We start from the raw sequence: 26141 nt of genomic DNA, 5'->3' as shown, positions 1-26141 counted from the left end.
CCGGTCAGTGGTCGTGGTGCAGGTAGCTCGCCTGCCGCGGCAGCCGGAGGCTGACCAGGAAGGCGATGACCATCATCACGGTCACGTACCAGAAGAAGCTCGATTCGATGCCCGCCGACTTGGCCCACAGCGCGGCGTACTCGGCCGTTCCGCCGAACAGGGCGTTGCCCACCGCATAGGCCAGGCCCACGCCCAGGGCGCGCACCTCGGGCGGGAACATCTCGGCCTTCACGATGCCGCTGATGGCGGTGTAGAAGCTCACGATGGCCAGCGCCGCCACGATCAGCACGAAGGCCACGTAAGGGCTGCTCGTGTGCTGCAGCGCCGTAAGGATGGGCACCGTGAACAGCGTGCCCAGCGCACCGAACAGCAGCATGTTGTTGCGCCGGCCGATGCGGTCCGACAGCATGCCGAACAGCGGCTGCATGCACATGTACAGGAAGAGGGCGCCCGTCATCACGTAGCTGGTCGTCTTGATGGGCAGGCCCACCGTGTTGACCAGGTACTTCTGCATGTAGGTGGTGAAGGTGTAGAAGATCAGCGAGCCGCCGGCCGTGTAGCCCAGCACGGTGAAGAAGGCGGCCTTGTGGTGGCGGAACAGCCCGGCCAGCGTGCCAGCCTCCTGATGGGTGCGGGTCTGCGCGCCCTGGGTCTCGGTGAGCGAGCGGCGCAGCAGCATGGCCACCACCGCCGCGATGGCACCCACCACGAAGGGGATGCGCCAGGCCCAGGCGCGCAGTTCCGCCTCGGTGAAGATCGTCTCCAGGATCACGATGGTGAGCACCGCCAGCAGCTGGCCGCCGATCAGCGTGACGTACTGGAAGGACGAGAAGAAGCCGCGCTGGCCGCGCAGCGCCACCTCGCTCATGTAGGTGGCGGTGGTGCCGTATTCACCGCCCACCGACAGGCCCTGGAACAGCCGTGCCGCCAGCAGCAGCGCCGGTGCCCAGGCGCCGATCTGCGCATAGGTGGGAAGGAAGGCGATGACCAGCGAGCCGGCGCACATCATGGTGACCGAGATCAGCATCGAGGTCTTGCGCCCGCGCCGGTCGGCGATGCGGCCGAACAGCCAGCCGCCGATGGGCCGCATCAGGAAGCCGGCGGCGAACACGCCTGCCGTGTTGAGCAGCTGGACGGTCGGATCGGACTTGGGGAAGAAGGCGCCCGCGAAGTACAGCGCCGAGAAGGCATAGACGTAGAAGTCGAACCACTCCACCAGGTTGCCCGAGGAGGCGCCGACGATGGCGAAGACGCGGCGGCGCTTTTCCTCGGCGGTGTAGACGGGCAGGGGTGGGGTGGCGGAGGCGGGCGCGTTGCGGCCGGCCGGGTCGATGGAAGCGTTCATGGCAGGCGGTCCAGGTGTTCTGGGGTGTTGTTATGACCAGGGGCGAGCATGTGGCCGCCGCGGGCGCCGGGCTGTCAGCCAGCGGCGCGGCAGGGCGCAGGTCCGGTGCGAAGGTCCGGGCCTTGTCCCTGCGGCCCGCTCGTCATGTTCCAGTCAAGGTCGGCGCCTAGACTGCTGGCCGCGCCCGCCGCCCTTGCCAGCCGCGGCCGCCCGGCAGCCCTCGGCTGCCAACGCCGACCCGGCCTCGTGCGTTGTCGGCATGGGGGTGCACCGCACCTTCGCCTCCATCACTGCCTTGGCCCATCGCGTGGCCGCAGGCGCCGTCCGTCCAACCTGCCGCCTGCCCACGCACCGATCCGCCATGCGCCGCCGCTTCCTGCCGCTCGAAGTCTCCAGCGCCGTGGGCAACCGCTGGGACTGGGCCCTGCTGCCGCTGATCCTGGCCGTGCTCTTCGGCCTGGCCTTCGCCGCCTCGCAGATGGCGCGCCCCTATGCCGTGGGCGAGCCGCTGCCGCTGAGCCTGGACCCGGCCGTGCTGCCGTACTACCTTCTTCGCACCACGCTGCGCATGTTCATCGCGCTGGGCGCCTCGCTGGTCTTCGCCTGCACCTTCGCCGTGCTGGCGGCCAAGTACCGGCTGGCCGAGCGGCTGCTGGTGCCGCTGCTGGACGTGCTGCAGTCCATCCCCATCCTGGGCTTCCTGTCGATCACCGTCACCGGCTTCATTGCGCTCTTCCCGGGCAACCTGCTGGGCGTGGAGTTCGCGGCCATCTTTGCCATCTTCACCTCGCAGGCCTGGAACATGGCCTTCAGCCTCTATCAGTCGCTGCGCACCGTGCCGGCCGAACTGGGCGAGGCGGCGGCGGTGTTCCAGCTCTCGGGCTGGCAGCGCTTCTGGCGGCTGGAGCTGCCCTTCGCCATGCCCGGGCTGCTGTGGAACATGATGATGTCCATGTCCGGCGGCTGGTTCTTCGTGGTCGCCTCCGAGGCCATCTCGGTCTCGGGCCAGAACATCAAGCTGCCCGGCGTGGGCTCGTACATCGCCCTGGCCATCGAGGCGCGCGACTTGGGGGCCATCGGCTGGGCCATCCTGTGCATGCTGATCGGCATCCTGCTGTATGACCAGCTCTTCTTCCGGCCGCTGGTGGCCTGGGCCGACAAGTTCCGCTTCGACGAAAGCGGCAGCGGCGAGGCCAGCCGTTCCTGGCTGCTCGACTGGCTGCGCCGCACGCACCTGACCCGCGCCACGGGCGAATGGCTGGCGCACCGGGCGGTGCGCACGCTGGCCTGGTTTCCGCGGCGCTGGGACGGCACCTCGGTGCGTGCCCGGCCGCGGCCCGCCAATCCGCTGGTCCAGCGGGCCGGCGATGCGTTGCTGTCGGGCGCCGTGCTGCTGGCCATCGTATGGCTGCTGCGCTTCATCCACAGCGAGGTGGGCTGGGGCGAGGTGGGCCATGTCTTCCTGCTGGGCCTGTACACGCTAGTGCGGGTGCTGGTGCTGATCGCCATCGCCGCGGTGGTGTGGGTGCCGGTGGGCGTGTGGATCGGCATGAACCCGCGCTGGTCCGACCGGCTGCAGGCGGTGGCCCAGTTCCTGGCCGCCTTTCCGGCCAACCTGATGTTCCCGGTGGCGGTGCTGCTGATCGTGCACTGGAAGCTCAACCCCGACGTGTGGCTGTCGCCCCTGATGGTGCTGGGCACGCAGTGGTACCTGCTCTTCAACGTGATCGCGGGCGCGTCGAGCGTGCCCACCGAGCTGCGCCATGCCTCGCGCAACCTGGGGCTCACGGGCTGGCTGCGCTGGAAGCGCTACCTGCTGCCGGCCGTGTTCCCCAGCTTCGTGACCGGCGCGATCACGGCCAGCGGCGGCTCGTGGAACGCCAGCATCGTGGCCGAGTACGTGAGCTGGGGCGACACCACGCTGCAGGCCCATGGCCTGGGCAGCTACATCGCGCAGATGACGGCGGCGGGCGACTTCCCGCGCATCGCGCTGGGCATCGGCGTGATGTGCGTGTTCGTCATGGGGCTCAACCATTTCGTGTGGCGGCGCCTGTACCAGCTCGCCGAGCAGCGGATGCACTTTTGACAGAGAGGGACGCGGCCATGACCGAGCGCGACACCATCATCGACCTCCACGCCGTCGGCAAGGGCTTCCGCGCGGCGGACGGCACGGCGCGGCCCGTGCTGCAGGACGTGGACCTGCGCCTGGCCGCGGGCGAGATCGTGGCCCTGCTGGGCCCGTCGGGCTCGGGCAAGTCCACGCTGCTGCGCATCCTGGCCGGCCTGGTGCCGGCCGACCGTGGCGAGGTGCGCTACCGCGGGCAGCCGCTGCACGGGCCGGCGCGCGGCATCGCGATGGTGTTCCAGTCCTTCGCGCTCTTTCCCTGGCTGACGGTGCAGCAGAACGTGGAGCTGGGCCTGGAAGCCCGCGGCGTGCCGCAGGCCGAGCGGGCCCGGCGCGCGGCGGCGGCCATCGCGCTGATCGGCCTGGGCGGCTTCGAAGGCGCGCTGCCGCGCGAGCTCTCGGGCGGCATGCGCCAGCGCGTGGGCATCGCCCGCGCGCTGGTGGTCGAGCCCGACGTGCTGCTGATGGACGAGGCCTTCTCGGCCCTGGACGTGCTCACCGGCGAACGCCTGCGCGACGACATCCTGGCGCTGTGGGAAGGCGGTCAGATGCCCACGCAGGCCATGCTGGTCGTCTCGCACAACATCGAGGAAGCGGTGCTGATGGCCGACCGCGTGCTGGTCTTCGCCGCCGACCCGGGCCGGGTGCGGGCCGAGCTGCGCATCGGCCTGCCGCGCCCGCGCGACCGCGACTCGGTGGAGGTGCGCATGCTGATCGACCAGGTCTATGCGCTGATGACCGCCGGCGCCTCCGGCACCGCCCACGGCCCCAAGCATGCGGTGCTGGCCGAGCGCCTGCCTTCGGCCGACGTGGCGCGCATGGAAGGCCTGCTGGAGCTGCTGGTGGAGGACGACTTCCAGGGCCGTGCCGACCTGCCGCGCCTGGCCGACGAGGCCGAGCTGACCGACCACGACCTGCTGCCGCTCACCCAGGGCCTGTCGCTGCTGGGCCTGGCCCGGCTGGCCGAAGGCGACCTGCTGGTCACGCCGCTGGGCCGCCACTACGCCGGCAGCGCGCGCGCCGGGCGCCAGCGCATGTTCGGCCAGCAGCTGCTGGAGCGCGTGCCGCTGGCCGCGCACATCCGCCACAGCCTGGAGCAGGACCCGCAGGGCCACATCGCGGAAGAGCACTTCCTCGACCTGCTGCGCGAGAGCCTGGAAGACTCCGAGGCCCTGCGCGTGCTGCGCCAGGCCATCGAATGGGGCCGCTACGGCGAGGTGTTCGAGTACGACTTCCGCACCGGCATGATCCACCTGCCGGCGCCGGATCCGGTGGTGGACGCCGACGGCTGAGCCTCTGCCGGCGGGCCGCAGGGCGTGCAATCCCGGCGAGGGAGTCGTCGATGGCTTCGCCGGTTTTCTTCATCGTCGCCAACCAGCCTTTGGCTGGGACGCAGGTCAGGCGCCCATACTGTGCGGCCCCGTGCTGCGCCGTGCTGGCCTGACGGGTACGCAACCCCTCCACCCGCAGCCATGCCTTACCGCTCTTTCTCTCCGCCGTCAGGCATCCACCTGCGGCCCTTCGCCGGTCCGCAGGACTTTGCGGCCATGGTGGACTGTGCCAACGCCAGCTTCGCCGAAGACCAGACGAGCTGGTTCCGCACGGTCGAGGAGATGGCCCGCAACTACGCGGCCTTCGTCGATTGCGTGCCAGAGCGCGACGTGTGCATCGCCGAGGCGGGCGGCGAGATCGCCGGATACGTCCGTTGCTGGCCCTATGTGCAGGCGGACGGACTGCATCTCTACGCGCAGTTCGGCGTGATGGCGCCCCAGTGGCGCCGGCGCGGCATCGGTCGGGCCCTGCACGCCTGGATGGAAGCGCGCCAGCAGGAGATGGCGCGTGCGCAACCGCAGGCGCGGGCCCATGCCCACCAAGCCTTCGTGACGCAAGGAGAGACCGCACGGGCGGCCCTGCTCGAGAAGGCAGGCTACCGGGCGGAGCGCCACTTCTTCAGCATGGTGCGACAGAACCTGGACGGCATTCCTGACTTTCCGCTGCCGGCGGGGCTGGAAGTGCGGCCGGTCGAACCGACCCACCACCGCGCCATCTGGGATGCGCACCAGCAGGCTTTCCGCACGCACTGGGGCTTTGCGCCGGGCACGGAGGCGGACTATCTGGCCTGGCTGTTCAGCCCCGTGTTCCAGCCCGCGCTGTGGCAGGTGGCGTGGGACGTCGATTCGGGCCGGATCGCCGGTCAGGTGCGGACCTACATCGACGCCACCTGGAACCGCGCCAATGGCGTACAGCGGGGCTGGACCGAGTTCATCAGCGTGGGCGAGCCGTGGCGGCGCCGCGGCCTGGCGCGCGCGCTCATCGTTCGCAGCCTGCGGGCGCAGCAGGCGGCCGGCATGACGCAGTCCGGGCTCGCCGTCGACACGCAGAACCGCGACGGCGCGCTTCGCGTCTACGAAAGCTGCGGCTTCGTGGGGGCGAAGCGGGACTGCGTCTACCGCAAGCCCCTGCTGCTGGCCTGAGGTCGGGGTGCGGTCCCCGGGTCAGGCGCGCAGCAGGACCGGCAGCGCCTGTGCCGCCGTCGCCCGCCAATGCACATCGCCCGGTGCCATGCCCGCCATGGCATCGGGATTGATCACCACCACCGGCCGCTCCCGATCCCGCGCCAGATCGGCCAGGCCGGCCGCCGGCTGCACCACGCCGGAGGTGCCGACCACGAGCAGCAGGTCGGCTTCAGTCATGGCGGCCATCGCGCGGCGCCATGGGCCTTGCGGCAGCGCCTCGCCAAACCAGACGACGCCAGGACGGATACGCCCGCCGCAACGGACGCAGCGGGGCGGCTCCAGCCGCTCGACGGGTTCAGCCGACGACGGGGCGGGCGCCGCGTCGTCCATGCGATGCGGCAAGCCACAGTCGAAGCAGCGCGGCGTGAACAGGCTGCCGTGCAGGTGGACCACGTCCTCGCTGCCGGCCCGCTCGTGCAGGTCATCCACGTTCTGTGTCACGACGCTGACCCGCGCCACGCCTGGCCGGCGCACGAGTTGGGCCAGCGCCCGATGTCCGGCGTTGGGCTGTGCCCGTGCCACCACCCGCGTGCGCCAGGCATACCAGGCCCAGACCAGCGGCGGGTCGCGCAGGAAGGCTTCGGGCGTGGCCAGCTCGGTCGGATCGAAGCGGGCCCACAGGCCGTTGCGCGTGCCGCGAAAGGTGGGGATGCCGCTCTCGGCCGACATGCCCGCCCCGGTGAGGACGGCGATGCGGCGAGCGTTCTTCAGAAGGGCAGGCAAGCCAGGCGGCATGGATGGCATCGGGGCGGCGGTGTTCATGGCTACAGTCTGCGCCATGACCCCTGCGCTCTGCACCCTGATGGCGGACTACAACCGCTGGATGAACGAACGGCTCTACGACGCGGCCGCCACGCTGCCGGAGGCGGCGCTGTTCGAGGACCGCGGGGCCTTCTTCGGCTCGCTGTTCGCCACGCTCGGCCACATCGTGGCGGCTGACCTGATCTGGCTGAACCGCTTCGTGCAGCTGCCGGCGATGGCCGGACTTGGCGCGCCGCTTTCGCAACTGCCGGCACCCACGGGCCTGCGCGACCGGCTGGCCGACAGCCTGCCGATGCTGCGGGAGCGCCGGGTGCAGACCGACGCCCTGATCTGCGACATGGCCCGGCGGCTGGCGCCTGCCGATTTCGATCAGGTGCTTCGCTACGGCAACACCGCCGGAGCCAGCCAGGCCAAGCGCTTCGGTCCGCTGCTGCAGCACTTCTTCAACCACCAGACGCATCACCGCGGCCAGGCCACCACGCTGCTGTTCCAGGCCGGGGTGGATGTGGGCGTGACCGACCTGAATGCGCTGATCCCCAACGAGGTCTGAGGCCGCCGGCCCGTCACTCGCCACCGACCGGCGTGCTGTCGCCGCTGACATCAGGTCAGTGGCCCGGCACGGCGCTCACCAGCAGCGCCAGCGCCTGATTCAGGGTCGCAGCCGCAAAGCGTTCGCCTTTCGAATAGCCGATGCGCACCACCACCAGATCGTGCGACGGCACGATCACCACGAACTGTCCGGCAGCGCCCAGCATGTAGTACGCCGAGGTCGGCGCGGCCAGCGTTGCGGTGTTGTTGAGCCAGAAGAAGCCCCCGTAGATCGGCCGCTTGTCGGCCGCCCAGGCAGGCGCCGCGCCCCGCACGAACGGCACGAAGCCCTCGGGCAGGATGCGCTCGCCATTCCACACGCCGTCCTGCAGGTAGAGGTTGCCCAGGCGGGCCCAGTCGCGGGCGGACATGAAGTCGTAGCCCTGGGTCAGCATGTTCCCGTAGGGGTCGGTCTCGATCGTCATCGACCGGATGCCGATGCGGTCGAACAGGGCGCGTTGGGGGAAGGAGAGGTAGTCCTCCCCGCGCTTTTCCACCGCCAGTCGCACCAGGTAGTTGACCAGCACCGGGTCGGTGTTGCGGTAGCGGCCCACGGTGTTGGGCGGCCATTGCTGCGGCCGCGTGGCGGCGTAGTTGAAGGCGTCGATGCGGCCCGTGTAGAAATAGAGATGGTCCGGGTAGGTGCCATTGGGGTCGAAGTCCGGGTCGTCCGGTGCCTTGATGCGCAGGCCGCTGGACATGCGCAGCAGGTCGCTGATGCGGATCTTGTTGCGGCCGTCGCCGTCCGCCTGCCATTGCGGGATCGGGGCCGGCTGGTCGAGCGTGTAGGCCTTCTGCTGGATCAGCACCCCCATCAGGGCGGCCGTCACGCTCTTGCCCATGGACCAGGACTCCAGCGGCGTGCCGATGTTCACGCCGGGCTGGTAGCGCTCCGCGACGAGCCGGCCCCGGTGCGTGACGACGAAGGCGGAGGTGTAGGCCTCGGTGTTGCCGAAGGCGGCGTCGAGGGCCTGGGCGATCTTGCGTGCGTCCACGTCGGCGGGCAGCGGCGTGGTCGGCAGCACATCGCCCATGGGCCAGGCGGTGGTGGACGCATCGCCCAGCGCGCTCCTGACCGCCACGGGCTTGAAGAGGACATCGTCGCGGCCGGGCGGCAGCGTGATGCAGCCCTGCGATCCGAAGTAGCGCGCGGTGAGCGTGGGCCCGCCCGGGATGCTGATCCGAACCTCCTTGCGGTCGCGGTCGACCACCGGCGTGTTCACCCGGCGCCGCTGGTCGTACGGGGCGACGAAGTAGCCCAGGCTCTCCTGCGCCGTCGCCGCATCGAGTCCGGTGATGAAGATGGCCGAGCACATCGTCTTGGCATAGCCGGAGGTGTAGTGCTCCAGCACGTCGCCGGGCGGCGGCACATAGGGTGTGTTCAGTTCCAGGCAGCGGGCGCGGGCGTTGAGGGCGGAGGCCGCCGGCAACTGGGCACTGCTCGGCAAGGCATCGCAGGAGGCCGGTGCCGGCGGGCTCGCGCCGCCCGAGGCGGGTGTCGTTCCAAAAACCAGGGGAACAGCGCCTCCGCCGCCGCCGCCCCCGCCGCCGCACCCGGCCAACAAGGCCGACAGGGCCAACACCCCGGCACCGAGCCATCGTGCGCGCCTGGGCGAATGCTGGGTTCGTCGCTCACTCCACATGGCTTTCCCCGCGAATGTCAAAACACGTGTCGGACCGTAGCAGAGTTCGCGCCGGGTCACGCTGCGGATGCCGCTCTTGCGTGCACACGCGCGGCATGCCATGCAACGCCGTGGGCGGTGCTCGCCCGACCGGCCTCGCGTGCTCAGCCGGGCACGAACAGCAACTGGCCGTCCTTCGACGGCCGGTAGCTGAACCTGCCGCGCATCACCTCCTTGCCGTCGATGCGGGCGGACCAGGTGTACTCGCCCACATGCATGCCCGCGTTGCCGAAGTCGCTCGGGTAGTGCACGGTGCCGGCGCGCTCGCCGCCCATCTGGGGCGTGGCCGTGGCGGTGGTCGTCTTGCCGTTGGGCATGGTGACCGTGAACGCGACCGGAGGCTGGCGGCCGGCCGTCCTGTCGCTGACGCTCAGCGCAAGGGCCGGGCGCGCGACGTACAGGACAGACTGGGCCATGGCGCTGGTGCAGGCGGCGACGGCGAGGCCGAGGGTGGTGGCGGTGCGGCGAAAGCGCATGGGAGCTCCTTGGACGAAGGATGCGGAGGATTCAGGCGTCGCACTTGACCGTCCGCAGATTGGGCAGGCCCGGGCCTTCCCAGGGCGCCGGGCCGATGACGCTGCCGGCGCCCCAGCCGTACTCGAAGCGCTCGCCGCTCGGCAGCGTGCCGAAGGCGCTGATGCGGCCCTTGCCGGAGTCGAAGCCCCAGCGCTGCGTCAGGCGATCGATGGTCACGCGCGTGCCCGGCGGCACCGTGCGCAGCAGGCTTCTGCGCTGGGAGGCGTCGTTGCGCGTATCGCGCGGATGGTCCGTCAGCACCGGCACCTCGGCATCCCCGATGCGGTAGAGGCCGGTCTCCCGCTGCAGCACCACGGTGGCCGGCACGCGCAGTGGCAGGCAGCCGGCGCGGCTCAGGTCGTCGGTGCCCTGGCAGCCCGTCAGCCAGGCTGTGGTCGTCAACAGCACCCAGGCGAGGTGCCGAAAAATGCCCGCTGCAGTCTGGGGCCCGTGAGAGCGGCGCGGTGAGGCGACACGGTCTGCCGACATGAGATGGCGTTCTGCCGCCGCCGACGGCCGGCGTGCGTAGGACATCGGCGCCTTGCGGGCCGGAGAGCCGCTGTGCTCATCTTGCGCTGCGCTGCGCTGCGCTGCGCTGCGCTGGGCTGGGCTGGGCTGGGCTGGGCTGGGCTGGGCTGGGCGAGGTGGGCCGGCATGGCCGGCACCAGCGCCAGCCAAGGGGCGCAGACGGATACTTCCCGCCATGATCCCCAGCCAGTTCGTCAGCCGCATCACGCTGCAGCGCGACAAGGTCGCCGACTTCGGCGCCTATCCCTTCTGCCTGCCGGTCGTGCGGCACCTCGCGCAACTGGATCTTCATCCGAGGCTCACCTTCTTCGTGGGCGAGAACGGCTCGGGCAAGTCGACCCTGCTGGAGGCGCTGGCCGTATCGCTGGGCTTCAATGCCGAGGGCGGGAGCAGGAATTTCGCCTTCAGCACCCGTGCTTCGCATTCGGAACTGCATGCCTTCCTGCGCGTGGCCAAGGGCTTCCGCCGGCCGCGCACCGGCTACTTCCTGCGGGCGGAGAGCTTCTTCAACGTGGCGACCGAGATCGAGCGCATGGATGCCGAGCCGGCATTCGGTCCCCCGATCATCGACAGCTATGGGGGGCGTTCGCTTCATGCGCAGTCGCACGGCGAATCCTTCATGGCACTGCTGACCGAGCGCTTCCGGGGCGATGGGCTCTACATCCTCGATGAGCCAGAGGCGGCGCTCTCGCCGCAGCGCCAACTGGCAGCGCTGGCCCGCATCCACGAACTGGTGCAGGGCGGCGCGCAGTTCGTCATTGCCACGCATTCGCCGCTGCTGATCAGCTATCCGGATGCGTGGATCTACCAGTGCGGTGCGGCCGGCCTGCAGCGCGTGCGCGCCGAGGACACCGAGCATTTCCAGCTCACACGCGATTTCCTGGTCAACCCGGATCGCTTCCTGCGTCAATTGCTGGATTGACGCGGCCTGGCGCACGCGGCAAGGCGCGGCCGGGGCGCACAGAGCGCGGCTCAGGCCACCGCGTGCTGCGCGGCCTGCGCCTCGCGCCGCTTGCGCCCGATGGACCGCACCAGCAGGTAGAACAGCGGCACGTAAAAGATCGCCAGCACGGTGCCGGTGATCATGCCGCCGATCACGCCGGTGCCGATGGCGTTCTGGCTGCCGGAGCCCGCACCGGTGGCGATGGCCAGGGGCACCACGCCGGCCACGAAGGCCAGCGAGGTCATCAGGATGGGCCGCAGCCGCAGCTTGGCGCCCTGGATCACCGCGTCCCAGGTCGACAGGCCGCGCCGTTCGCCCTCGGCCGCGAACTCCACGATCAGGATCGCGTTCTTGGCCGCCAGGCCCATGGTGGTGAGCAGGCCGACCTGGAAGAAGATGTCGTTGTCCATCCCACGCAGGTTGGCCGCCACCAGCGCGCCCACGATGCCCAGCGGCACCACCAGCAGCACCGACACCGGAATGGTCCAGCTCTCGTACAGCGCCGCCAGCGCCAGAAACACCACCAGCAGTGAGATCAGGTACAGCGACAGCGCCTGGCCCGAGGCCAGCTTCTCCTGGTACGACAGGCCCGTCCACGCATAGCTGACACCCTGCGGCAGTTCGGCCACCAGTTGCTCCATGCGCGTGAGCGCCGCGCCCGAACTTTCGCCCCGCACCGCCTGGCCCTGGATGTTGAAGGAGGGCAGGCCGTTGTAGCGCGTGAGCGCCATCGGGCCGTAGCTCCAGCGGGGCGTGGCCACGCTGGAGAAGGGCGCCATGGCGCCGGTGCTGGTGCGCAGGCTCCAGATGCCGATGTCCTCGGGCGTCATGCGGAAGGGCGCATCGGCCTGTAGGTACACGCGCTTGACGCGGTTGCGGTCGATGAAGTCGTTGACGTAGGCGCCGCCGAAGGTGATCGACAGCAGCGAGTTCACGTCGGTCTGCGTGATGCCCAGCGAGCCGGCCTTGGCGCGGTCGATGTCCACCTGCAGCGTGGTCTGGTCCTCCTGGCCCTGGAAGCGCACCTGCGTGAGCAGCGGGTCCTGCCGGGCCTTGGCCAGCAGCTGGTCGCGGATGCCGCGGAAGCGGTCGTAGTCCATGGCGCTGGTGTTCTGCAGCTGCAGGTCGAAGCCCGCCGAGTTGCCCAGGCCCGAGACGGCCGGCGGCGCGCTCATGAAGATGCGCGCCTGCCGGTCACCGGCGAAGGCCTTGCCGGCACGCTCCAGGACCGCGAAGGCGGTGTTCTCGCGGCCGGGGCGCTGCTCCCAGTCCTTGAGCGCGATGAAGCCCTGGCCCTGGTTCTGGCCGGCGCCGGCGCTGGTGAAGCCGGGCGACACGAACACACCGTCGACCGTGTCCTTCTCGTTCTCGGTGAAGTAGCGGCTCACGCGCTCGGCCACCTCGCGCGTCTGGTCCAGCGTGGCACCGCCCGGCAGGTTGTACTGCACGAACAGGCGGCCCTGGTCCTCGTCGGGCAGGAAGCCGGTGGGCGTGCGCATGAACATCACGGCCATGCCCGCGCAGATGACCGCGTAGATCGCCATGAACAGCCAGCGCCGCGGCAGCCGCTTGCGCAGGCTGCCTTCGTAGGTGTCCATGCTGCGGTCGAAGAAGCGGTTGAAGGCGCCGAAGAAGCCCGTGGTGCGCTTGGGCTTGGGGGCGTCGCCCGCATGCTGCTTGAGCAGCGTGGCGCACAGCGCCGGCGTGAGCACCAGCGCCACCAGCACCGACAGCACCATGGCCGAGACGATGGTGATCGAGAACTGCCGGTAGATGATGCCGGTGGCCCCGCCGAAGAAGGCCATGGGCAGGAACACCGCCGACAGCACCACGCCGATGCCGATCAGCGCGCCGGTGATCTCGCCCATGGACTTGCGCGTGGCCTCCTTGGGCGAGAGGTGCTCCTCTTCCATGATGCGCTCGACGTTCTCCACCACCACGATGGCGTCGTCCACCAGCAGGCCGATGGCCAGCACCATGCCGAACATGGTGAGCATGTTGATGGTGAAGCCCGCCGCCGCCAGCACGCCGAAGGTGCCCAGCAGCACCACCGGCACCGCAATGGCCGGGATCAGCGTGGCGCGCCAGTTCTGCAGGAACAGGAACATCACCAGCACCACCAGCACGATGCCCTCGACCAGCGTCTTGACCACGTCCTTGATGGCGCGCTCGACGAAGGGCGTGGTGTCCAGCGGATAGGACACGTCCACGCCCGGCGGGAACTGGTCGCGCATCTTGTCGACGGCGGTCTTCACGCCGGCGATGGCCTCCAGCGCGTTGGCCGTGGGCGCCAGCCGCACCACCACGCCCGAGGCCGGGTAGCCGTTGTAGCGGCCGGTGAAGTTGTAGTTCTCCGAGCCGATCTCCACCCGCGCCACGTCCGACAGGCGCACCAGTGAGCCGTCGCGGTTGGTGCGCAGCAGGATGTTGCGGAACTCGTCGGGCGTGCGAAAGCGCGACTGGGCCGTGAGCACGGCGCTGAAGTTCTGGCCCTCCACCGCGGGTGCCGCGCCCACCGAGCCGGCGGCCAGCTGCACGTTCTGCTGGGTGATGGCCGTCTGCACGTCGCCCGGTGTCATCGAGAAGCCGCGCAGCTTGTGCGGGTCGAGCCAGATGCGCATGGCGTACTGGCCGCCGATCACCGACACCTCGCCGATGCCGTCGATGCGGCTGATCGGGTCCTGCAGGTCGCTCACCAGGAAGTCGGCGATGTCGCCGGGCGAGAGCTGGCCGGTCTTGTCGTAGAGGGTGACGATCAGGTCGGGCGCCACGCCCGCCTTGCGCACCGTCACGCCCTGGTCCTGCACCTGCTGCGGCAGTCGGGGCAGGGCCTGCTGCACGCGGTTCTGCACCTGCACCTGGGCGGTGTCGGGATTGGTGCCGGGCTCGAAGCTCACGAAGATCGACACGCGGCCCGTCGAGTCGCTGCGGGCCGACATGTACAGGTAGCCGTCCAGGCCGGTGAGCTGCTGCTCGATGACCTGGGTGACGCTGTTCTCCACCGTCTGCGCGCTGGCGCCGGGGTAGAAGGCGTTGATGCTCACGGCCGGCGGCGCCACCACCGGGTAGCGGGTGACGGGCAGCAGGTGGATGGCCAGCGCGCCCGCCAGCATGATCGTGATGGCGATGACCCAGGCGAAGATGGGCCGGTCGATGAAGAAGCGCGAGATCATGGGTTGCTGCGCGGTGCGGCGTTGGCGGCATTCGCCGTGTTCGCGGCAGCGGCAGCACTCGCCGCGTCCGGTCGGCCGCCTGCAGCGGCGGCAGCGTCGCGGCCCGGAGCCTGACCTGCGGGGGCGGCGCCCGTGGCCGCCGATGCAGCAGCGCCGGCCGGCGCCATCTTGACGCGCACCGCCGCACCGGCCTGCGCGTTCTGCGCGCCCTCCAGCACCAGCCGGTCGCCGGCCTTCAGGCCCTCGGCCACCAGCCAGCCGGTGCCCACGGCGCGGCTGGTGACGACAGGACGCACTTCGAGCTTGTCGCCGTCTCCCACCACGCGCACCGTCGGGTTGCCGCGCCGGTCGCGCTGGATGGCCGAGGCCGGCACTACGATGCCCTGGGGCGTGGTGCCCTCATCGACCACCGCGCGCACGTACATGCCGGGCAGCAGCAGGCCGTCCGGATTGGGGAACTCGGCCCGCAGCGTCACCGAGGCGCTGCTCGGGTCCACCGTCACCTCGGCCAGCTTGATGCGGCCTTCCTGGGCATAGCGGCTGCCGTCCTCCAGCATCAGCGCCACCTTGCGGCTGTCGCCCTCGCGGCTGATGCGGCCGGCAGCCAGGGCCTGGCGCAGCCGCAGGATCTCGGCGCTGGACTGCGCGATGTCCACATAGATCGGGTTGAGCTGCGAGATGGTCAGCAGCGGCGTGGCCTGCGCGGCCGACACCAGCGCGCCGGGCGTGACCGCGCTGCGGCTGGTGCGTCCGCCGATGGGCGCGGTCACCCGGGTGAACTGCAGGTTGATGCGCGCCGTGTTGAGGGCGGCCGACTGCACCTTCACGTTCGCCTGCGCCTGTTCGTACGCCGCGATGGCGTTGTCGTGTTCCTGCCGGCTCACGGCGTTCTGCGGCAGCAGCTGGCGGTAGCGCTCGGCCAGCGCCCGCGTCGAGGCCACGGTGGCCTGCGCATTGGCCAGCGCGCCTTCGGCCCGCTGCACCTCGGCCTCGAAGGGACGGGCGTCGATCTCGTAGAGCACCTGGCCCGCCTTGACCGTGCTGCCCTCGACGAAGGGTCGCGCGCGGATGATGCCGCCGACCTGGGGCCGCACCTCGGCCACCATGGAGGCGGCCGTGCGCCCGGGCAGCTCGGTGCGCAGCGGCACGGTGGTCGGCTGCACGGCCTGCACCAGCACTTCGGGCGGCGGCGGTGGCGCGGCGGCCTTCTTCTGGGCGTCGCCGTTGCGGCAGCCCACCAACAGCATGAGCGAGACGGCACAAAAGCAGGTCAGGGCGCGGCGTGCGCCCGGCGAGGGAATGCGGCTCAAGATGGGGTCCTGGCGGAAGGAGGCGGGGCGCCACCAGCGCCCGCGAAGCGCGCAAGCGTAAGCGGCTTCTGTATAGGGGATGCAAAGTTCTCACATGTCCCACGGCGGTCGAGGGAAAACCCCAGCAGGACCTGACTTTGAAAATAGCTGTATAAAAATACAGTATTGATCCAGAATGATGAGCCCTGCCATTCCCAGGCTTGCCGCATGCCCGACGCACTGATCCCCGTTCACGCCATCAAGGGCCGCGGCGCCGCCACGCGCCTGGCCCATCGCTTCTCCCGCGACGAGCGCAGCGCCTTCGACGACGGATGGGCGGACGAGTCCCCGCCCGCCGCGGAGGGCGAGGCGGGTGCCGAAGTCGAGCGCCGCGCACCTGCCACCGAGGTCCGCTTCGAGGACGCCCGCTCCGCCCTCAGCGAGAACGACTCGCCCGACATTTCCTTCGACCGCTCCCTCAACCCCTACCGCGGCTGCGAGCACGGCTGCATCTACTGCTTCGCCCGGCCTACGCACAGCTACCTCGACCTGTCGCCGGGGCTGGACTTCGAAACCAAGCTGATCGCCAAGCGCAACATCGCGCAGGTGCTGCGCGGCGAACTGGGGCGGCGCGGCTACCGACCCTCGCACATCGCCATCGGCACCGCGACCGACTGCTACCAGCCCATCGAGCGCGAGTTGCGCCTGACCCGATCGGTCATCGAGGTGCTGCAGGCGGCGCGGCATCCCTTCGCACTGGTCACCAAGTCCAGCGGCGTCGAGCGCGACCTGGACCTGATCGCGCCCATGGCCGCCCAGCGGCTGGCTGCGGTGTACGTCACCGTCACCACGCTCGATGCCGACCTGGCCCGGCGGCTGGAGCCGCGCGCGGCCTCGCCCGCGCGCCGGCTGCGCACCATCCGCACCCTGGCCGAAGCCGGCGTGCCGGTGGGGGTGAGCGTGGCACCGCAGATTCCCTTCCTCAACGAAGACCTGGAGCAGGTGCTGGAAGCCGCCTGGGCCGCCGGCGCGCGCAGTGCCTTCTACACCGTCATCCGCCTGCCCTGGGAGGTGGCGCCGCTCTTCAAGGAATGGCTGTCGCTGCACTACCCGCAGCGCGCCGCGCGGGTGATGGCGCGCATCCAGGACATGCGGGGCGGCAAGGACTATGACGCCGACTTCGCCAGCCGCATGAAGGGCAGCGGCCTGTGGGCCGAACTGGTGGCGCAGCGCTTTGCCAAGGCGACGGCGCGTCTGGGCTTCAACCGCGAGCGCATCGGCATGGACACCTCGCTGTTCCGGCCGCCGGGGGCCGAGGGGCAGGGCAGCCTGTTCTGAGCGGCCCGCGGGCAGGGGTGCCGCGTCAGCGCTTGGTCTTGCGGGGCGCGGCCGGAGAGGCGGAAGCGCCCACCGCCCGGCGCGCGCGCGCCGGCTTGGCCTGGTGGACACGCAGCGCCGCCTCGTAGGCGAGCCGGCCCCAGTGCAGGGCCTGTTCCGGATCGTCGAAGATCGATTCCGGCGCCTGCCGGAAGGAGGTGAGGGTGGCGGGCCGCCCCTCGCGCTGGTAGCTGAAGGCGGGCAGGCCCAGCGCGTCGAACTGGGCCTGGCTGATCGCGTCGGCCTTGAGGTAGAGCGTGTCCCGCAGCACCAGCGCCAGCATCACGCCCTCGTGGTAGAGGCCGTGGCCGCCGAACATCCGGCGGGCCTCGATGCGGCCCAGCGGCGCCAGCACCTCGTGCAGGCTCTGAACGAACAGGCTGGGCGCGCGGCCCGGCGCTCCCGGTTGGCGGGGGCGGGCCGGGCGCTCGGTCATGGGGTCTGCCGGGCCGCTGGCGCGGCCGTGGCCCCGGCCGCGGCCGGGGCCGCGGGTGCCGCGTCCGGGTCGCGGTAGCGGGCGGCGCCGATGAACTTGCCGAAGGCCTCGCACCAGATCACCACCGTCGTGTGGCTGCCGATGTCCACGGTGGCCGGCAGCGTGACGATGAAGTTGTCGAAGGTGCGCACCTGGCCGACCTGCACCATCTCGCTGCGGTGCTGCTCGAATTCCTCCGCGCTCTGCACGAAGGTGGGCGAGAGGTAGAGCCGGTAGTCCGGGCCCGGCGCCACCGAGCCGCGAAGGGCGATGGCCCAGGGGCCCACCGTCAGTTCGCCGCGGGCCCAGTGCAGCAGGTCGTTGCCCTTGAGGTCGCCGCGCATCTCCACCTTGTAGGCGGCCTGCGCGGCCACCATGCCGACTTGCGCATCGCTGGGCGCGGGTGGTGCGATCAGGATGGGCAGCCAGTAGATGCCCAGGCCCGTGCCGAGCACCAGGCCCACGAGCAGGGCGAGGCCATGGGTCAGGAGGCGGACGGAAAGGCGGCGCGCGCCGGTACGCGGCGGCGGGACGGGAGGAATCATGCGGGGAAAGCGAAGCGCGGGCGGGACGCGGCGTGGCGCCGCGCGCGGATGGCGGGCGATTCTATGCAACGCCTCCTGCGGGGCCCTGACCATCCGGCTGCGCACCCGCTCCGGTCCGCCAGGCAAGCGGGCGACATGCGGCGCTGCAGGCGGCGGCTATGCTGCGCCGCGCGCCGTTGCACTCCCTGCGATCCATGACCGACATCGAAATCCACACCCAGCCTCTGCTCCGTGCCATCGGCTTCGAGCGCCTGCTGACCAGCGACCCGCAAGGCCGCGCACGGGTGCGCTTCGCGCCGCGCGCCGAGTTCGCCCACACCGAAGGCACCGTGGTGCAGGGCGGCTTCGTCACCGCATGGCTGGACAACGCCATGGCCTTCGCCGTCTTCTCGCGCGAGCGGGGCGTGGGCCTGGCCTCGCTGGAGATCAAGACCAGCTTCCTGGAGGCCGTGCGCGTGGCGCCCGTGGAGGCCGAAGCGCGGGTGATCCGCTGGGGCGGCAGCGTGGTCTTCCTGGAGGCCGAGTTGTTCGACGAGGCCGGGCGCCTGCTGGCGCGCGCGTCGTCCACCGGCAAGCTGCTGCGGCCCCGCGGCTGAGGGGGGGGCGCATCGCTCCTGCTGGCGTGCAGGCGGAGCAGGGCACGGCATGGAATGGCCGGGCCGGCCAGGCTCAGGGCGGACGGCTTGATCGACGGGCATTGCGCCCCCGGCCGCCTTTTAAGATGCGCACCTTTTTCCACGGCGCATCGTCCGGAGACCTCGCATGAAGAAGATCCTCGTCCTCAACGGCCCCAACCTCAACCTGCTGGGCACGCGCGAGCCCGCGCAATACGGCCACGAAACCCTGGCGGACGTCGAGCGGATGTGCGCCGAGGCGGGCACCGCGCTGGGCGTGGAGATCGAATGCCGCCAGTCCAACCACGAAGGCGTGCTGATCGACTGGATCCACGAGGCCGGCCGCGAGGTGGCCGCGGGCCGCATGCTGGGCGTGGTGATGAACCCGGGCGCCTACACCCACACGTCGATCGCGCTGCACGACGCCATCAAGGGCGCCAGCGTGCCGCTGATCGAGCTGCACATCTCCAACGTGCATGCACGCGAATCCTTCCGCCACCATTCCTACATCTCGCCCGCGGCGCGCGGGATCATCGTGGGCCTGGGTGTGAAGGGCTATCCCCTGGCCATCGAGGCCCTGGTGCGCGTCAGCAGCTGATCAACGGACCGACGCAAGGGGGCGCCGGCCGCTACTGCCGCTGCTGCGCCCTCAGGATTCCAGTTTCGTCGTCGCTTCCACAGGCAGCGTCTCGGCCACCGTCGTGGTGTCACGGCCGATCTCGGGCCAGCGGTGGTGCAGCCATGTCCAGGCGACCAGGCCCACGCCCATCATGAGCAGCGAGGCCAGCGCCATCGCCATCGGCGAATGCATGACCAGGGGCGCGATCAGGCCGGCCACGATGCCGTTTGCGGTGGAGCCGATCACCGCCTGTAGCGACGAGGCCATGCCGCGGCGCGCGGGATGCAGGTCCAGCACCAGCAGCGTCACCACCGGCACCATCAGCGCCCAGCCGAAGCCGAACACCGCCAGCGGCCACAGCGCCCACCAGGCCTGCGGCACCAGCAGGGCATTGGCGACGACATTGACCACCGAGGTCAGCAGCATCACCACGAAGCCATCGCGGATCTGACGCTTGGGCCTGGCCTTGCCCGCCATGCGGCCGCTGGCCCAGGCGCCGAGCATGACGCCGCCGATGTTGAGGATGAAGAACCAGAAGAACTGCGTCGGCGCGAGGCCCAGGTGGTCGCCCAGGAAGGCCGGCGCCGCCAGCACGTAGAGGAAGAGCCCGTTGAAGGGCACGCCGCTGGCCAGCGCCAGCAGCAGGAAGCGCGGATCGGAGCACAGCTGCCAGTACCCGCGCATCAGGTCGCGCACCGCGAAGGGCTGGCGCTGGCTGGTGTGCAGGGTCTCGGGCAGCAGCTTCCAGTTGGCCGCCAGCAGCACGATGCCCACGGCCACGAGGAACCAGAAGATGCTGTGCCAGCCCGCATGCACGAACAGGAAGCCGCCGATGATCGGCGCGATGGCCGGCGCCAGGCCGAAGTAGATGGTGATCTGCGCCATCACCTTCTGCGCGTCGGCGGGCGGGAACATGTCGCGCACCACGGCCCGCGAGACCACGATGCCCGCGCCGGTCGACAGGCCCTGCAGCGCGCGGAAGAACACCAGTTGCCCGATGGTCTGCGACAGCGCACAGCCCAGCGAGGCCAGCGTGAACACTAGCAGGCCCCACAGCACCACGGGGCGGCGGCCGAAGCTGTCCGACAGCGCGCCGTGGAACAGGTTCATGAAGGCGAAGCCGAACAGGTAGGCCGACAGCGTCTGCTGCATCTCCGTGGGCGTCGCGCCGATGGAGCGCGCGATGCCCGAGAAGGCCGGGATGTAGGTGTCGATGGAGAAGGGCCCGAGCATGCCCAGCACCGCCAGCAGGATGGCCAGGGCCCAGCGCGGTGCGCGCCAGAGTTGGTTGGCATCGGGATTCATGCGTGTCTCATTCCTTCTGTCTGCCTGCGGGGGCAAGGCGGCGCGCCGCTCGCACCTTGCGAGGGCGGCCAATGAAAACGGCGCCCCGGCCTTCGAAGGCCGTGGGCGCCGCGTCAGCGGAGAGCGTCGGACGCGCTTACAGCGTGTCGATGAACGAACGCAGCTTGTCCGAGCGGCTCGGGTGCTTGAGCTTGCGCAGCGCCTTGGCCTCGATCTGGCGGATGCGCTCGCGGGTCACGTCGAACTGCTTGCCCACTTCTTCCAGCGTGTGGTCGGTGGACATCTCGATGCCGAAGCGCATGCGCAGCACCTTGGCCTCGCGCGGGGTGAGCGAATCGAGGATGTCCTTGACCACATCGCGCAGGCCGGCCTGCATGGCGGCTTCGATCGGCGCGGTGTTGTTGGTGTCCTCGATGAAATCGCCCAGGTGCGAATCGTCGTCGTCGCCGATCGGCGTCTCCATGGAGATCGGCTCCTTGGCGATCTTCATGATCTTGCGGATCTTGTCCTCGGGGATCTCCATGCGCTCGGCCAGGATGGACGCATCGGGCTCGAAGCCGAACTCCTGCAAGTGCTGGCGGCTGATGCGGTTCATCTTGTTGATCGTCTCGATCATGTGCACCGGGATGCGGATGGTCCGCGCCTGGTCGGCGATCGAGCGGGTGATGGCCTGGCGGATCCACCACGTCGCATAGGTCGAGAACTTGTAGCCGCGGCGGTATTCGAACTTGTCCACCGCCTTCATCAGGCCGATGTTGCCTTCCTGGATCAGGTCCAGGAACTGCAGGCCGCGGTTGGTGTACTTCTTCGCGATGGAGATCACCAGGCGCAGGTTGGCCTCGATCATCTCCTTCTTGGCGTCGCGCGAGGACTTCTCGCCGGCGTTCATGCGGCGGTTGATCTCCTTGAGCTCGGTCAGCGGCACCACCACGCGCGACTGGATGTCGGTCAGCTGCTGCTGCAGCTCCTGCACCGGCGGGATGTTGCGCTGCATGACGGCGCTCCAGGGCTTGCCGGCGGCCGACTGCTTCTCGATCCACTGCAGGTTCAGCAGGTTCGACTGCACGCGGTTGCCGTTCTTGTCGATGCCGCCGAAGTCGCGGATGAAGTCTTCCTGCGGATAGCCGCACTTCTCCACGATGATGCGGCGCAGCTCGCGCTCCTTCTTGCGCACGTCTTCCACCGTGCCGCGCAGCATGTCGCACAGCTTCTCGATGGTCCGCGCGGTGAAGCGGATGGTCATCAGCTGTTCCGACAGGGACTGCTGGGCCTTCTGGTAGGCCGGTGTGCCGTAGCCTTCCTTGTCGTAGATCTTGTGGATCTTCTCGAACAGCGAGGCGATGCTGTCGAAGCGCGACAGCGCCTCGTTCTTCATCTCTTCGAGCTTCTTGGTCAGCGCCTTGGAGCCGCCGTTGCCGTCGTCGTCGTCCTCGGCGTCGAACTCGTCGAAGTCTTCCTCGGCCACGTAGTCGTCGGCCTCGTTCGGGTTGGAGAAGCCGTCCACCACGGTGGAGATGACGACCTTGCCCTCACGGATGTCCGCGGCCATGCGCAGGATCTCGGCGATGGTGGCCGGCGAGGCGCTGATGGCGGCCATCATGTCCTGCAGGCCGCCTTCGATGCGCTTGGCGATCTCGATCTCGCCCTCGCGCGTCAGCAGTTCGACCGTGCCCATCTCGCGCATGTACATGCGCACGGGGTCGGTGGTGCGGCCGAATTCGCTGTCCACGGTGGACAGGGCGGCTTCGGCTTCTTCCTCGGCCTCTTCGACGGTGGCGGCCGTGGGCGTGACGTTGTTCTGGAACAGCGTCTCGGCGTCGGGCGTCGTCTCGTACACCGCCACGCCCAGGTCGTTGAGCATGGTGACCACGACTTCCATGGTCTCGGCGTCGACCAGCTTGTCGGGCAGGTGGTCGGAGATCTCGCCCTGGGTCAGGTAACCGCGGGTCTTGCCCAGCGTGATCAGCGTCTTCAGGCGCTGGCGGCGCTTGGCCATGTCCTCTTCGGACAGGACGGTCTCGTCCAGGCCGAATTCCTTCATCAAGGCGCGTTCCTTCGCCTTGCTGATCTTCATGCGCAGCGGCTTGGCCTTCTCGACCGTGGCCGTAGTGGCCGCCTCGGGCTCGGGCGTCTCTTCCTCGGCGAATTCGGCCTCGACGTCGGAGAAGTCCTCCTCGACGTCCTTGGCCTCGGCCGCGGCGGCCTTGGGCTTGCGGCCGCGCTTGGCGCCGGTGGTGGCGCCTTCCTTGTCGGCGGCGGCCTTGGGCGGGCGGCCCGGCTTCTTCTTGGCGGGCACGGCGATCTCGTCGGCCGTGGCGGCAGCGGCGGCCTTGGCGGTCGTCTTCTTCAGTTCTTCGGTGGCCTTCTCGGCTTTGGCAGGGGACTTCGTGGCGGGCACTGACTGGGCTTTCGTGGCGGACTTGCTGGCCGGGGTGGTGGTGGTCGCCTTCACAGGCGCGACCACGGCGGCCGAGGTTTTGGTCTTGGCAGCGGGCTTGGCGGCGGCGGTTGTCGTCGTCTTTCCGGACTTTTGAGCAGGCATAGGACCCCAGGGCCCGTGAGGACCCACAGAAAGAAATTGAATCAACAGGCGCCGTCAGGCCGGCGCGGCGAGAGAGTGCCGGTGAGGACGCGGGGACCGCGCGACCGACACGCCAGGCAAGATGGGGGGGCGAACATTTGGAATGCAAGCCCTTGCGGAAGAAAGGAGGCCGGTCGTGCACGGGGGCATCGGTAGGCCAGGGTCCGGAGGTGCTGCTGTCGCTCTTGCCGAGACGAGCCGTGGATTATACCTTTGTCAATCAATTCCTACGCGGTCTGCGGGGGATTGACTGCAGGAGCGGCGTGGCTTTCAGGACCGCTGGCGGGAATCGGACCGGTGGGCGGCTCAGCTGCCGGCGCGCTGCTTCTTCTCGAGCGCAAGGCGCCGCGTCAGCAACTCGCGGTAGCGCGTCAGCGCCTGCGGATCGCGGCCGGCGGCGGCGATGGCCTCGGTTTCCTGCGTCTTGAGCTGCTCGATCAGCATGCGGTCGAGCAGGTCGCGCAGTTCGGCGTCCCACTCGGCATCGGAGGCGGTACCGGCCGGTCCGGCCATCAGGCGCACCGCGAGGTCCTCGAAAGCCTGGCCCGCCATGTCGGCGCGCAATTGCGGCCATTCCAGGGGGCCGTATTCGTGCAGGCAGCTTTCCAGCCAGGCGAACAGCGGGCCGTGCGGCGGCGGCAGGCTGCACAGCAGGGCATGTTCCTCGCCGGAAAGATGCTCCCAGGCCGCCAACCGCTCCAGCATCAGGCGCGCGGCATGGTCCGCGCGGCTGGCCGGCTTGGGGCGCGGGCCCGTGGGGCGAGGCGGGGCAGAAGGGAAGGGCCGCTTGCCGCGGCGCTGCGACGACCAGCGCGGCTGCGCCGGCGGCGTGCCGTCGTCCCAGGCCGGTGGCATCGGCTCGCCATGGAAGTCGTGCGGCTCGTGCTCGTCGCGGGAGGCGGCGGGCGAGGGCGGCGGCGTCTGCCCGGCCCACAGGGCCTGAAGGCCGCTCGGCTCCAGATGCGCGGCCTGGGCGATCTCGGCCAGCAACTGCTGGCGCAGCGCGCCTTCGGGCAGCGCCTGCCACAGGGGCCGCGCCTGGCTCGCCATGCGGGCGCGGCCTTCGGCGCTGCCCAGCTCGCAGCCTTCGCGCGCGGCTTCGAGCAGAAAGCGGCTGAGCGGCACGGCCTGCGCCACGGCGCGGGCGAAGCCTTCCTCGCCGTTCTCGCGGATGAAGCTGTCGGGGTCGTGCTCCTCGGGCAGGAAGAGGAACTTGACGCTGCGCACATCGGTGGCGTGGGGCAGGGCAGCCTCCAGCGCCTTGCGGGCCGCGCGGCGCCCGGCGGCATCGCCGTCGAAGCTGAAGACCACCGAATCGGTGAAGCGGAACAGCTTGTGCACATGGTCGTCCGTGCAGGCCGTGCCCAGCGTCGCCACCGCATTCGGAAAGCCAAGCTGGGCCAGCGCCACCACGTCCATGTAGCCCTCGGTGACCAGCGCGTAGCCGTGGTCGCGCAGGGCGGTGCGGGCTTCGAACAGGCCGTAGAGCTCGCGGCCCTTGCTGAAGACCGGCGTCTCCGGCGAGTTGAGGTACTTGGGCTTCTCGTCGCCCAGCACCCGGCCGCCGAAGCCGATGCATTCGCCCTTGACGTTGCGGATCGGGAACATCACCCGGTCGCGGAAACGGTCGTAGCGCTTGCCGTCCTCGCCCTCGTCGCTGGCGATCACCAGGCCGCTTTCGACCAGCAGCGCGTCGGCATAGTCGGGAAAGACGCTGGCCAGCGTGCGCCACCCTTCGGGCGCGTAGCCCAGGCCGAAGCGCTTGGCGATGGCGCCCGAGACACCGCGGCGCTTGAGGTAGTCCACGGCGCGCGGCGAATCGCGCAGCAGCCGGCGATAGGCGTCGCCGGCCTTCTCCAGCACGTCGGTGAGCGTGGCCTGGCGCTCGCGGCGGGCGGCCACCTGGGCCTTCTGCTCCGGCGAAAGCGGATCGTCGTCGGGCACCTGCAGGCCGTACTGGCCGGCCAGGTCCTGCACAGCGTCGCGAAAGCCCACGCCCGTGTGCTCCATCAGGAAGCGGATCGCGTCGCCATGGGCCCCGCAGCCGAAGCAGTGATAGAACTGCTTGGTCGGGCTGACCGAGAAGGACGGCGACTTTTCCCCGTGGAAGGGACACAGCCCCATGAAGTTGGCACCGCCCTTCTTGAGCTGCACATGGCGCCCGACGATCTCGACGATGTCGGTGCGGGCGAGCAGTTCCTGGATGAAGGATTCGGGGATGGCCATGGGAGCAGAACCAACGAAAAAGGGGCGCCTCCCTGCGGACGGCGCCCCCTCGGGCGAGGCGGAAGTATCGGTGAAAAGCCCTCAGCCCGGCTCGGGCAGGGTCAGCGCGGCGCCAGACGGATGGCGCCATCGAGGCGAATCACCTCGCCGTTGAGCATGTCGTTCTCGATGATGTGCCGGGCCAGCTTGGCGTAGTCGGCCGGCGTGCCCAGGCGCGAAGGGAAGGGCACGCTGGCGGCCAGCGCGTCCTGCACCTCCTGCGGCATGCCGAAGAGCATGGGCGTGCCGAAGATGCCGGGCGCGATGGTCATGTTGCGGATGCCGCTGCGCGCCAGGTCGCGGGCGATGGGCAGCGTCATGCCGACGACGCCGCCCTTGCTGGCGCTGTACGCGGCCTGGCCGATCTGGCCGTCGTAGGCGGCCACGCTGGCGGTGGAGATGAGCACGCCGCGCTCGCCGGTGGCCTCGGGCTCGTTCTTCGCCATGGCGTCGGCCGCGAGGCGGATCATGTTGAAGCTGCCCAGCAGGTTGACGCGCAGCGTCTTCTCGAAGACGGCCAGGGCGTGCGGGCCGTTCTTGCCCACGGTCTTCTCGGCCGGTGCGATGCCGGCGCAGTTGACCAGGCCGACCAGCTTGCCGAGTTCCAGCGCCGCGGCCACCACGGCCTGGCCGTCGGCCTCCTGGCTCACGTCGCAGCGCACGAAGCGCCCGCCGATCTCGGCGGCGACGGCCTCGCCCTTGTCCGCCTGCATGTCGGCGATCACGACCTTGGCGCCGTGCTCGGCCAGCATGCGCGCGGTGCCTTCACCCAGGCCCGAGGCGCCGCCGGTGACGATGAAAACCCTGTCCTTGATCTGCATGGATGCTGTCTCCTTGTTGCGGGCAAAACCGCCATGATAGGAGCGGGCGTGCTGGCGCCGGCGGACGAAAAA

At 69.9% G+C, this 26141-nt stretch carries 21 protein-coding genes; 8 read left to right on the top strand and 13 right to left on the bottom strand.

Annotated elements, in window-relative coordinates; all coding sequences use genetic code 11:
• Nucleotides 1-4: 4 nt before the first annotated feature.
• The gene (locus L0984_RS05000; protein ID WP_234192620.1) at nucleotides 5-1345 is read right to left on the bottom strand and encodes an MFS family transporter; all 1341 of its coding nucleotides are present in this window, start codon (nucleotides 1343-1345) and stop codon (nucleotides 5-7) included.
• 361 nt (nucleotides 1346-1706) lie between these two features.
• Here L0984_RS05000 and L0984_RS04995 point away from each other — a divergent pair, with 361 nt between their 5' ends.
• From L0984_RS04995 to L0984_RS04985, 3 genes are all read left to right on the top strand, one after another.
• The gene (locus tag L0984_RS04995; RefSeq protein ID WP_234192619.1) at nucleotides 1707-3431 is read left to right on the top strand and encodes an ABC transporter permease; all 1725 of its coding nucleotides are present in this window, start codon (nucleotides 1707-1709) and stop codon (nucleotides 3429-3431) included.
• A 17-nt stretch (nucleotides 3432-3448) separates the two neighbouring features.
• Nucleotides 3449-4762, top strand: coding sequence for an ABC transporter ATP-binding protein (locus L0984_RS04990; protein ID WP_234192618.1), 1314 nt, complete (start codon nucleotides 3449-3451; stop codon nucleotides 4760-4762).
• 180 nt (nucleotides 4763-4942) lie between these two features.
• Entirely contained in the window at nucleotides 4943-5944 is a 1002-nt protein-coding gene (locus tag L0984_RS04985; RefSeq protein ID WP_234192617.1) for a GNAT family N-acetyltransferase, read from the top strand.
• A 21-nt stretch (nucleotides 5945-5965) separates the two neighbouring features.
• Here the strand turns inward: L0984_RS04985 and L0984_RS04980 are convergent, their stop codons facing one another.
• The gene (locus L0984_RS04980) at nucleotides 5966-6709 is read right to left on the bottom strand and encodes an SIR2 family NAD-dependent protein deacylase (protein ID WP_234192616.1); all 744 of its coding nucleotides are present in this window, start codon (nucleotides 6707-6709) and stop codon (nucleotides 5966-5968) included.
• A 55-nt stretch (nucleotides 6710-6764) separates the two neighbouring features.
• Between L0984_RS04980 and L0984_RS04975 the strand changes: the two genes are divergently transcribed.
• Nucleotides 6765-7298, top strand: coding sequence for a DinB family protein (locus L0984_RS04975; protein ID WP_234192615.1), 534 nt, complete (start codon nucleotides 6765-6767; stop codon nucleotides 7296-7298).
• 55 nt (nucleotides 7299-7353) lie between these two features.
• Here the strand turns inward: L0984_RS04975 and L0984_RS04970 are convergent, their stop codons facing one another.
• The 3 genes from L0984_RS04970 to L0984_RS04960 form a co-directional block, all read right to left on the bottom strand.
• Nucleotides 7354-8784, bottom strand: coding sequence for a serine hydrolase domain-containing protein (locus tag L0984_RS04970; protein ID WP_234192614.1), 1431 nt, complete (start codon nucleotides 8782-8784; stop codon nucleotides 7354-7356).
• 338 nt (nucleotides 8785-9122) lie between these two features.
• Nucleotides 9123-9494 carry a hypothetical protein gene (locus tag L0984_RS04965; RefSeq protein ID WP_234192613.1) on the bottom strand — a complete coding sequence of 124 codons (372 nt, stop codon included), beginning with the start codon at nucleotides 9492-9494 and terminating at the stop codon, nucleotides 9123-9125.
• 31 nt (nucleotides 9495-9525) lie between these two features.
• On the bottom strand, nucleotides 9526-9936 hold the full coding sequence (locus L0984_RS04960) for a hypothetical protein (RefSeq protein WP_234192612.1): 411 nt from the start codon (nucleotides 9934-9936) through the stop codon (nucleotides 9526-9528).
• 301 nt (nucleotides 9937-10237) lie between these two features.
• Between L0984_RS04960 and L0984_RS04955 the strand changes: the two genes are divergently transcribed.
• Nucleotides 10238-10984 carry an AAA family ATPase gene (locus L0984_RS04955; protein ID WP_234192611.1) on the top strand — a complete coding sequence of 249 codons (747 nt, stop codon included), beginning with the start codon at nucleotides 10238-10240 and terminating at the stop codon, nucleotides 10982-10984.
• Between the two features lie 50 nt (nucleotides 10985-11034).
• On the opposite strand, the gene L0984_RS04950 is transcribed toward L0984_RS04955, so the two are convergent.
• Together L0984_RS04950 and L0984_RS04945 are read right to left on the bottom strand one after the other, a co-directional pair.
• Nucleotides 11035-14178: an efflux RND transporter permease subunit gene (locus tag L0984_RS04950; protein ID WP_234192610.1), complete on the bottom strand. Its 3144-nt coding sequence runs from the start codon at nucleotides 14176-14178 to the stop codon at nucleotides 11035-11037.
• Complete coding sequence (locus tag L0984_RS04945; protein WP_234192609.1) at nucleotides 14175-15488, bottom strand: efflux RND transporter periplasmic adaptor subunit; 1314 nt, start codon at nucleotides 15486-15488, stop codon at nucleotides 14175-14177. Before L0984_RS04945 ends, L0984_RS04950 begins: the two co-directional genes overlap by 4 nt.
• 207 nt (nucleotides 15489-15695) lie before the next feature.
• Between L0984_RS04945 and L0984_RS04940 the strand changes: the two genes are divergently transcribed.
• Nucleotides 15696-16805, top strand: coding sequence for a PA0069 family radical SAM protein (locus tag L0984_RS04940; protein WP_234192608.1), 1110 nt, complete (start codon nucleotides 15696-15698; stop codon nucleotides 16803-16805).
• 25 nt (nucleotides 16806-16830) lie between these two features.
• On the opposite strand, the gene L0984_RS04935 is transcribed toward L0984_RS04940, so the two are convergent.
• Nucleotides 16831-17280: a TfoX/Sxy family protein gene (locus L0984_RS04935; RefSeq protein ID WP_234192607.1), complete on the bottom strand. Its 450-nt coding sequence runs from the start codon at nucleotides 17278-17280 to the stop codon at nucleotides 16831-16833.
• Complete coding sequence (locus L0984_RS04930; RefSeq protein WP_234192606.1) at nucleotides 17277-17864, bottom strand: DM13 domain-containing protein; 588 nt, start codon at nucleotides 17862-17864, stop codon at nucleotides 17277-17279. The genes L0984_RS04935 and L0984_RS04930 overlap by 4 nt, the downstream gene beginning before the upstream one ends.
• A gap of 194 nt (nucleotides 17865-18058) precedes the next feature.
• Between L0984_RS04930 and L0984_RS04925 the strand changes: the two genes are divergently transcribed.
• Both L0984_RS04925 and aroQ read left to right on the top strand, forming a co-directional pair.
• Nucleotides 18059-18460, top strand: coding sequence for a PaaI family thioesterase (locus L0984_RS04925; protein WP_170159402.1), 402 nt, complete (start codon nucleotides 18059-18061; stop codon nucleotides 18458-18460).
• Nucleotides 18461-18626: 166 nt separating this feature from the next.
• Nucleotides 18627-19076 (top strand): type II 3-dehydroquinate dehydratase, encoded by a 450-nt coding sequence (aroQ, locus tag L0984_RS04920; RefSeq protein WP_234192605.1) that lies wholly within the window; start codon nucleotides 18627-18629, stop codon nucleotides 19074-19076.
• A gap of 51 nt (nucleotides 19077-19127) precedes the next feature.
• On the opposite strand, the gene L0984_RS04915 is transcribed toward aroQ, so the two are convergent.
• The 4 genes from L0984_RS04915 to L0984_RS04900 form a co-directional block, all read right to left on the bottom strand.
• Nucleotides 19128-20402: a multidrug effflux MFS transporter gene (locus tag L0984_RS04915; RefSeq protein WP_234192604.1), complete on the bottom strand. Its 1275-nt coding sequence runs from the start codon at nucleotides 20400-20402 to the stop codon at nucleotides 19128-19130.
• A gap of 136 nt (nucleotides 20403-20538) precedes the next feature.
• Nucleotides 20539-22944 carry an RNA polymerase sigma factor RpoD gene (gene rpoD / locus L0984_RS04910; protein ID WP_234192603.1) on the bottom strand — a complete coding sequence of 802 codons (2406 nt, stop codon included), beginning with the start codon at nucleotides 22942-22944 and terminating at the stop codon, nucleotides 20539-20541.
• A gap of 345 nt (nucleotides 22945-23289) precedes the next feature.
• Nucleotides 23290-25209, bottom strand: a complete 1920-nt coding sequence (gene dnaG, locus L0984_RS04905) for a DNA primase (RefSeq protein WP_234192602.1) — start codon at nucleotides 25207-25209, stop codon at nucleotides 23290-23292.
• 101 nt (nucleotides 25210-25310) lie between these two features.
• On the bottom strand, nucleotides 25311-26069 hold the full coding sequence (locus tag L0984_RS04900; RefSeq protein WP_234192601.1) for a 3-hydroxyacyl-CoA dehydrogenase: 759 nt from the start codon (nucleotides 26067-26069) through the stop codon (nucleotides 25311-25313).
• Nucleotides 26070-26141 lie beyond the last annotated feature (72 nt).

The sequence above is a fragment of the Pseudacidovorax sp. NFM-22 genome (assembly GCF_021401245.1).
Classification (GTDB): Bacteria; Pseudomonadota; Gammaproteobacteria; order Burkholderiales; family Burkholderiaceae_C; genus Xenophilus.
The sequence above is the reverse complement of the archived record's forward strand: the minus strand, read 5'-3'. Positions and strand labels throughout refer to the sequence as shown.